The 9,306-nt window shown below is 64.6% G+C and carries 4 protein-coding genes; all 4 read left to right on the top strand.

Annotated elements, in window-relative coordinates:
• The coding region (locus ACFV0T_RS41895; RefSeq protein ID WP_385790775.1) for an amino acid adenylation domain-containing protein at nucleotides 1–2,192 on the top strand (2,192 nt) is incomplete at its 5' end.
• Nucleotides 2,189–2,971, top strand: coding sequence for a thioesterase II family protein (locus ACFV0T_RS41890; RefSeq protein ID WP_385790773.1), 783 nt, complete (start codon nucleotides 2,189–2,191; stop codon nucleotides 2,969–2,971). The genes ACFV0T_RS41895 and ACFV0T_RS41890, both read left to right, overlap by 4 nt.
• Nucleotides 2,972–3,049: 78 nt before the next feature.
• Entirely contained in the window at nucleotides 3,050–3,262 is a 213-nt protein-coding gene (locus ACFV0T_RS41885) for an MbtH family protein (protein WP_385790771.1), read from the top strand.
• A gap of 264 nt (nucleotides 3,263–3,526) precedes the next feature.
• The coding region (locus tag ACFV0T_RS41880; RefSeq protein WP_385790769.1) for an amino acid adenylation domain-containing protein at nucleotides 3,527–9,306 on the top strand (5,780 nt) is incomplete at its 3' end.

Genomic DNA, 9,306 nt, shown 5'->3' with positions numbered 1-9,306 from the left:
TGCTCAACTACCGGCACAGTGCCCCCACCAGCCCGGCCGAGCAGTTGGAAGGCATCACCCTCCTCCACGTCCACGAACGCACCAACTACCCGGTGTCGGTCATGGTCGACGACCTTGGTGAAGGATTCACGGTCACGGTGCAGGCCAGTGGCCTGGTTGAACCCGGCTGGCTGACTGCTGCGATCGAGACCACCGCGGAGAGCTTCGCCGACGCCCTGGACGCCCACTCCGAGATGCCGGGCATCGACCCGGCCCTGCACGAGATCGATGTCCTCACCGTCGCCGAGCGTCGCCGCATCCTTCAGGAGTGGAACAACACCACGACCGACGTTCCGGAGACAACCCTCCCCGAACTCTTCGAAACACAGGTGCTGCGGACTCCTGATGCCACCGCCGTCCTCTTCGAAGGACAGGCACTCACCTACGCCGAACTGAACACGCAAGCAAACCAGCTAGCGCGTTTCCTCGTCCGGCAGGGAGTCGGTCCGGAGTCCTTGGTCGGGGTGGCGTTGCCGAGGTCGGTGGATCTGGTGGTGGCGCTGCTGGCAGTAGTGAAGGCCGGTGGCGCGTATGTGCCCATCGACTCGACCCTGCCCCGCGAGCGAGTCAATTTCCTGCTGGATGACGCCCAGCCAACTGTCGTCATCACGCGGGCTTCATTCCTGGAATCTGGTGTGCTGTCTGAGCGGCATGCCGGCGGGCGGTTGGTTCTCGACGCTCCGGAGAATGTCGCACTTCTCGCTGGAATAGATGGTGCTGACCTGAACGATGCCGAGCGTGGTGCGGTGTTGGTGCCGGGGCATCCTGCGTATGTCATCTACACGTCGGGGTCGACCGGGCGTCCTAAGGGCGTGGTGGTGGAGCACGGCGGTGTGGTGAACAGGCTGGCGTGGATGCAGGGTGCCTATGGTCTGCGTCCAGGTGACCGTGTCCTGCAGAAGACGCCGTTTGGTTTCGATGTGTCGGTGTGGGAGTTCTTCTGGCCTCTGCTGGAAGGTGCCACGCTGGTCGTGGCCCGGCCGGGAGGGCATCAGGACCCTGCCTACCTGGCGGAGGTGATGCGCCGTGAGCAGGTGACGGTCGCACACTTCGTGCCATCGATGCTGCAGGTGTTCCTCCAGGAGCCCGCAGCCGCTGAGGTGACGGGGCTGAAAGCGGTGTTCACCAGCGGTGAGGCACTGCCACTCGACCTTCACGAGCGGTTCCGTGAACTGCTCCGGGTGCCGCTGCACAATCTCTACGGTCCGACCGAGGCATCGATCGACGTCACCGCCTGGACGTGGGACAAGCCTTCCCCGCCCACGGCTGTCGCGATCGGCCGGCCTGTGTGGAACACGAAGGTGTTCGTCCTGGACAGCCGGCTGCAGCCGGTGCCCGCGGGCGTTCCCGGCGAGCTCTACCTGGCCGGAATCCAGCTGGCCCGCGGCTATGTGGGCCGTGCGGGGTTGTCGGCGGAACGGTTCGTGGCGAACCCCTTCGGTGGTGCGGGTGAGCGGATGTATCGCACCGGCGACCTGGTGAAGTGGAACACCGACGGGCAGCTCGAGTATCTGGGCCGTACCGACGATCAGGTCAAGGTCCGCGGCTTCCGCATCGAACTCGGCGAGATCGAAGCCGCACTCCTGGCCCAGCCGGGCATCGCCCAGGCTGCCGTGATCGTCCGCGAGGACACTCCCGGAGACAAGCGGATCGTCGGCTACACGACCCCGACAGTCGTCAGCCCCGAAGGGGCCGTTCCCGCACTCGACACCGCCGCCATCAAGGCCGCCCTGCACACACACCTGCCCGAATACATGGTCCCGTCAGCGATCGTCACCCTCGACGCCCTGCCCTTGACCGTCAACGGCAAACTCGACCGCAAAGCCCTCCCCGCACCCACATACATCACAGCCGGCACAGCCCGCCGGGAACCATCCACAGAGCAGGAAAAGATGCTGCACGGGCTGTTCGAAGAGATTTTGGGGGTTGAGGGCATCGGAGTGGACGACAACTTCTTCGAGCTGGGCGGTCACTCCCTCCTCGCCACCCGCCTTGTTGCTCGCATCCGCACTGTAGCTGGCGTAGAAGTTCCGATTCGATCCCTTTTTGAAACCCCCACAGTGGCAGGGCTGGCTGATTCGATGGGAAGTGCGCCGAAGAAGAAGGCCAGGCCCGCACTGCGGCCTCGGTCAGAAAGGAGTGGGTCACAGTGAATCCGAATCACGTCTTGACTCGCGCCACACCTACCAGTCGCTGGTTTCGAACCATCAAGGCCTCATCGGCACCCGACTTGCGCTTGGTCTGCTTTCCGCACGCTGGGGGGACCGCCAATTTCTTTCGCACCTGGGCTCACTTGATTCCAGACGGTGTAGAACTGATGGCGGTTCAGTATCCGGCGCGAGAAGCCCGGTTCCTCGATGCTCCCGCAGAAACGATGGAGGAGCTGGTCGCAGAACTCTCTGCGGCATCCGTTGATCTCTTCGATGTCCCCATAATCTTCTTCGGGCACAGCATGGGAGCGTCGATCGCCTACGAACTCGCTGTTCATCTCAGGGCAGAACAGGGCCGGGCGTTGGACGGACTCTTCGTTTCCGGGCGTGAGGGACCGGGAGGCAAGAAGAAGCCCGGTCTTGCAGAAGTGAGCGACCGCGAACTGATCGCGGCGCTGACCGATATGGGAGGCACAGAGACCGAGGTCCTGCTCGACCCTTCCCTGCGTGAACTCGTGCTTCCCGCTATTCGAGCGGACTACCGTCTGCTGGAACGATACGAAGCGCACGCGCCGAGAAATGATTTCGTTCTTGACGTGCCGATCGTCGCATACTACGGAATCGATGATGCCGATCTCGACAGAGATGCGGTGATGGCCTGGTCCGCGGCGACACAGTCGGACTTTCACGCACGCGCGTTTGAAGGTGGCCACTTCTACCTCATCGATGAAGTCCACAACCTCCTGGCGGATCTTTTCGCGAGGCAACGGATTCTTATGTGATCCGACGCCACAGTAAGGGGTGGCCTGCATGCCACCCCACAGCAAACAAGAAGCACTCACCGAAGAAAGGTCAGAAACATGACGAACCCGTTTGAGGACGAAAACGCGAGCTACCTCGTACTGGTCAACGACGAAGGCCAGCACTCCCTGTGGCCAGATTTCGTGAACGTTCCCGATGGATGGGAAATCGCCTTTGGTGAGGCGGGGCGGCAGGAGTGCCTCGATTACATCGAGGCATCCTGGACCGACATGCGCCCGAAGTCCCTGATCGCGGCCATGGAAAAGCACTGATCGTCCAGGGTTGCAACCCACCCCTGAGTTGGACGGCTTGGGAAGAGGACAGTAGTGGGTTGGGCAGCGGTCTAGTGCTGCAGCCCACCCATGAGTGAGATGGGGCAACCCGCACATCTTCCCCGGACCTCAGGCCGGGCGAACTTCCCCACACCGTCATCCATTTAAGGCGCAGCGTTCTCCACTCGGACTGCCGCGACACTCGTCTGCGGCGAGGCGCGCCGCGAAACAAAGCTACTCACCTCGTTCTTCAGAGAGACCTTCATGATTCCCTTGTCGTTCGCGCAGCAGCGGTTGTGGTTCCTGGCTCAGCTGGAGGGGCCGAGCCCGACCTACAACATCCCGATGGTGTTGCGGCTGACAGGTTCACTGGACCGTGCGGCGCTGACGGCGGCGCTGAACGATGTCGTGTCACGGCACGAAGTGCTGCGCACGATATTTCCCGTGACGGACGACACGCCTCACCAGCACGTCCTCGAGCCTGACGAGGTGTCGGTCACCGTCCCGGTGCGGAGGGCGACGGAGCGCGAGCTGGCTGATGTGATCGCGAGGTCGCTGCAGCATTCCTTCGACCTGGCGCGTGACGTGCCGTTGCAGGCACGATTGATCGAGCTAGGCCCGAATGAGCACGTATTGGTGCTGGTGGTGCATCACATCGCCGGCGACGGATGGTCGATGGGACCATTGGCGCGGGATGTGTCGCTGGCCTACCGGGCTCGGCTCGGTGCTACAGCTCCGGTGTGGGAGCCGCTGCCAGTCCAGTACGCCGACTACACCCTGTGGCAGAAGGACCTACTGGGCGACGAGAGAGATCCAGACAGCCTGCTCAACGAGCAGCTGACCTACTGGCGGAAAGCCTTGGACGGCGCGCCTGAGGAACTTGCCCTCCCCGCGGACCGGCCCCGCCCGGCAGTAGCCACACACCGTGGCGGCGTCGTCCCACTCGAGGTCGACGGCCTCCTCCACGAACAACTGGCTTCGCTGGCGAGGACCGAGAACGTCACAGTTCATATGATCCTGCAGGCCGCACTCGCGGTGATGCTGTCCCGCCTCGGCGCGGGAACAGACGTACCCCTCGGGATGCCCGTGGCAGGGCGGACCGACGAAGCCCTCAACGACCTTGTCGGGTTCTTCGTGAACACCCTGGTCGTCCGGGCAGATCTGTCGGGCAATCCGACGTTCCAGGACATCCTCGCGCGGGTGCGCAACTCCAACCTGGACGCCCTGGCTCATCAGGACGTGCCGTTCGAACGCCTGGTGGAAGACCTCGCGCCCACCCGAACCATGGCCCGCCACCCGCTGTTCCAGGTCATGTTCACTCTGCAGAACAACACGGCCCCCACCCTCGATCTGCCGGGACTCCATGTCGAGGCACTGCAAGGTGCCCAGGCGCCAGGGAAGTTCGATCTGGATTTCACCCTGACCGAAACCTACGCCCCTGACCGATCTCCGGCTGGACTGCACGGCAAGATCACGTACGCGGCCGACATGTTCGACCGCGGATCGGTCGAGCACCTGGCGGAGCGCTACCTTCGCGTCCTGGCCACGCTCATCGTCCATCCTCACATCAGGATGGACGGCCTCGACGTGCTCGCGGCTACAGAACGCAGCCGCATCCTCAAGGAGTGGAACGACACCGCGGCACAGGTAGCGCCGACCACCCTTCCGGAACTCCTCGAAACGCAGGCGCGCGTCGCAGCGGATACTGCTGCCGTCGTCTTCGAAGGAGAGGAACTGTCCTATGCAGGCTTGAACGAGCGAGCCAACCGACTCGCCAGGGTCCTGGCCAAACAGGGTGTCGGCCCCGAATCGCTGGTCGCGGTCGCTCTGCCCAGATCGGCAGACCTGATCGTCGCCTTGCTGGCCGTACTCAAGGCCGGCGGGGCATACGTACCGATCGACCCGGACTACCCCGCGGACCGCATTGGCTACATACTCGACGACGCCCGACCCGCCGCCGTCATCACGCAGCGATCCGTGCAGGAAACGCGTGTGCTGCCCGAACAGCACAGCACGGCCGCCCTGCTCCTCGACGCCCCGGAAACGCTGTCGCTTCTGGCTGATCAAGACGCAACGAATCTGATCAACGCGGACCGCAATGCCACCCTGCTGCCCGAGCACCCGGCCTATGTCATCTACACCTCCGGCTCCACCGGCCGACCCAAGGGCGTCACTGTCTCCCACATAGGCGTAGCCAACCAGTTCGCCTGGATGCAGCGTGAGTACAAGCTGACCGGGACCGACCGCGTCCTGCACAAGACGCCAGTCGGATTCGACGTCTCGGTATGGGAGCTGTTCTGGCCGCTGGTATCAGGCGCCACGATGGTGGTGGCCCGACCGGGCGGCCACCGGGACGCCCGCTACCTGACCGGACTCATCCAGGACGAACGGGTGACAGTCGTCCAGTTCGTTCCGTCGATGCTCCGCTTGTTCCTCAACGAGCCCATGGCCCGCGGTTGCGTTGACCTGCGTCTGGTGATCTGCATCGGTGAGGCGCTGCCCCCCGAACTGCACCGCGAATTCGACAGCCTGCTCGACGTGCCCCTGCACAACCTCTACGGACCCACCGAAGCCACCATCGCCGTGACCGCGTGGACCGGCCGGCCCATGGGCCCCGACGACGGCCCGACACCGATCGGCCGACCCACCGACAACACGCAGGTATACGTGCTGGACGCATCCCTCCAGCCCCTCCCCGCAGGCGTCCCCGGGGAGCTGTACCTGTCCGGAGTACAGCTGGCCAGAGGCTACTTCAGGCGACCCTCTCTGTCGGCGGAGCGGTTTGTGGCGAGTCCGTTCGGTGGTGCGGGTGAGCGGATGTATCGCACCGGTGATCTGGTGAAGTGGAACGCCGACGGAACGCTCGCTTATCTCGGCCGTACCGATGATCAGGTGAAGGTGCGGGGTTTCCGTATCGAGCTCGGGGAGATCGAAGCCGCACTGACGGCACACGAGTCTGTCGGCCAGTGTGCGGTTGTGGTGCGCGAGGACACCGCCGGCGACAAGAGGATCACCGCGTACGTCGTGCCGGCGAGTGGCGCAGCCGCCGACCCGGCTGCCTTGCGGACGCATGTGGCGGCGATGCTGCCCGAGTACATGGTGCCCGCGGCGACAGTGGTGCTGGAGGCGCTGCCGCTCACCGCGAACGGCAAACTCGACCGCAAGGCGCTGCCCGCCCCGGACTACTCCCGCGCCGCGACACGACGTGCTCCCTCCACGTCCCAGGAACGCCTTCTGTGCGCGGCCTTCGCCGAGGTCCTGGACCTCGACGAGATAGGCGTCGACGACAACTTCTTCGAACTGGGCGGCCACTCGCTCCTGGCCACCCGACTCGTCAGCCGCATCCGGACGATCATGGCGATCGAGGTCCCCGTCCGGGCGATCTTCGAAGCTCCCACCGTCGCCGCCCTGGCACGGACACTCCAGCAGGCCGACACCGCCCGCACCCGCCTCGACCGGATCACCCGCCCGGAGTTGGTGCCGTTGTCGTTTGCGCAGCAGCGGTTGTGGTTCCTGGGGCAGTTGGAAGGTCCGAGTCCGACCTACAACATTCCGCTGGTGCTACGCATATCCGGAGCGTTGGACACGCATGCGCTCGCGGCGGCGTTGAACGATGTGGTGGGCCGCCACGAAGTGCTGCGCACGGTATTCCCACTGGTGAACGGCCGCCCGAGCCAACACGTCCTGCAACCGGATGCCGCGCTGGTGGGTATGCCGGTGGTGGACCTGGCCGAGACGGACGTGACGGCGGCGGTGACGGAGGCGGCCGGGTACGCCTTCGACCTGGCCTGCGACATCCCGCTGCGCAGCCGGCTGCTGCGGATACGGCCTGACGAGTATGTGTTGGTGCTGGTGGTGCATCACATTGCCGGTGACGGGTGGTCGATGGGACCGCTGGCACGGGATATGTCACAGGCCTACCGCGCCCGCCTTCAAGGTGTAGCCCCGGTGTGGGAACCGCTCCCGGTCCAGTACGCCGACTACGCACTGTGGCAAAGAGATCTCCTCGGAGACGAGACGGACGCCGACAGCCTCCTCAACCAGCAGCTCACCTACTGGCGTGAGCGTCTGGGCGGTGCTCCGGAGGAACTTGCTCTCCCCTTCGACCGCCCCCGCCCCGCGGTAGCCACACACCGCGGTGGCGTAGTCCCCCTGAACGTCGAAGGTGAGGTCCACCGGCGTCTGGTCGCTCTCGCACACCGCGAGAACGTGACCCTCTACATGGTGCTGCAGGCCGCGCTGGCCACACTGCTGTCACGCCTTGGCGCCGGAAACGACATCACCATCGGCACACCGGTCGCCGGACGCACCGACGACGCACTGGACGACCTCGTCGGCTTCTTCGTCAACTCCCTCGCCATCCGCACCGACCTGAGCAGCAACCCGACCTTCCTCGAACTGCTCGCCCAGACCCGGGAAACAGTCCTCGCCGCCTACGCCCACCAGGACGTGCCCTTCGAACGCCTCATCGAAGACCTCGCACCCACCCGCTCCATGGCACGCCACCCCCTCTTCCAAACCATGCTCACCCTCCAGAACAACGCCAACCCCACCCTCGACCTGCCACAACTCCACATCCAGGCACTACCCAGCACCCAAACACCAGCCAAGTTCGACCTCGACCTCACCCTCACCGAAACCCACACCGAAGACCGAACTCCCACCGGACTACACGGCAACATCACCTATGCCAGCGACCTACTCGACCACTCGACCGCACAGGCAGTGGCCGGACGGTACCTCCACCTACTGGCCGAACTCGTCGAACGACCCGAAACGCCCGTAGCGGACCTTGCCATTCTTTCCTCCGCAGAGCGCCACCAGATCCTGGAAGAGTGGAACGACGCCACCCAAGAGGTGACGCCAAGCACTATTCCGCAGCTCTTCGAGACGCAGGTCCTGCAGACTCCGGATGCGACGGCGATCGTCTTCGACGGAAACGAACTCACCTACGCCCAGCTGAACAAGCAGGCGAACCGGCTAGCACGCCTTCTCGTTCAGCGAGGAGTCGGCCCGGAGTCCCTCGTCGGCATCGCGATGCCTAGGTCGACTGACCTGATCATCGCTGTACTGGGCATCATGAAGGCTGGCGGAGCCTACGTCCCCATCGATCCGGACTATCCCACGGACCGCATCGCCTACATGCTTCACGACTCCCAGCCGGTCACCGTCATCACCCGACGCTCCGTCATCGAATCCGAAACGCTCCCGCAGAAGCACGGGCACCTGGTTCTCGACGCCCCGGAGACCGAGTCGATCCTCGCGGCCCTGGACACATCAGACCTGACCGATGCGGACCGAAACGGCGCCCTCCTGCCTGCCCACCCTGCATACGTCATCTACACCTCCGGCTCCACCGGCCGCCCGAAGGGCGTAATGATCCATCATCGAGGCGTCGCTGGACTGGTAGCAGGCCAGACAGCACGCTTCTTTGTCGAGCCGACCAGTCGAGTCCTGCAGTTTGCCTCACCAAGCTTCGACGCTGCCGTCTCCGAGTGGGCCGTGACCCTATGCACCGGCGCTCTCCTGGTCTTGGCCACAGCAGATCAGATGACGCCCGGACCGAGCCTCACCAGAACAGTCGCCGAGCACGCGGTCACCCACGTGACGCTGCCCCCCGCAGTCCTCGCGGTCATGGATCCGAAGAGCCTGCCTACCGTCACCACTCTGGTCTCGGCCGGCGAGGCACTGAACCGAGACGTGGTCGCCCAATGGGCACCCGAACGCGCACTGGTCAACGCCTACGGACCAACCGAGTCGACTGTTTGCGCCACGACCAGCGGCCCACTCGCGGCAGACGAGAAGACAGAGCCACACATCGGCACTCCGATGGCCGATGCCCAGACCTACGTACTGGACGCCACACTCCAACCGGTACCCCCCGGAGTGGCGGGCGAGCTCTACCTTGCCGGTGGCCAACTGGCCCGCGGCTATGTGGGCCGTCCGGGACTGTCGGCGGAGCGGTTTGTGGCGAGTCCGTTCGGTGGTGCGGGTGAGCGGATGTATCGCACCGGTGATCTGGTGAAGTGGAACGCCGACGGAAC

The sequence above is a fragment of the Streptomyces sp. NPDC059582 genome (assembly GCF_042735715.1).
GTDB lineage: Bacteria > Actinomycetota > Actinomycetes > Streptomycetales > Streptomycetaceae > Streptomyces.
Note: the sequence above shows the minus strand (reverse complement) of the source record. Positions and strands in the feature narration are given on the sequence as shown.

Coding starts and splice junctions, on each gene's coding strand:
- ACFV0T_RS41885 (WP_385790771.1), top strand. CDS start 3,050: ATGACGAACCCGTTTGAGGACGAAAACGCGAGCTACCTCGTACTGGTC.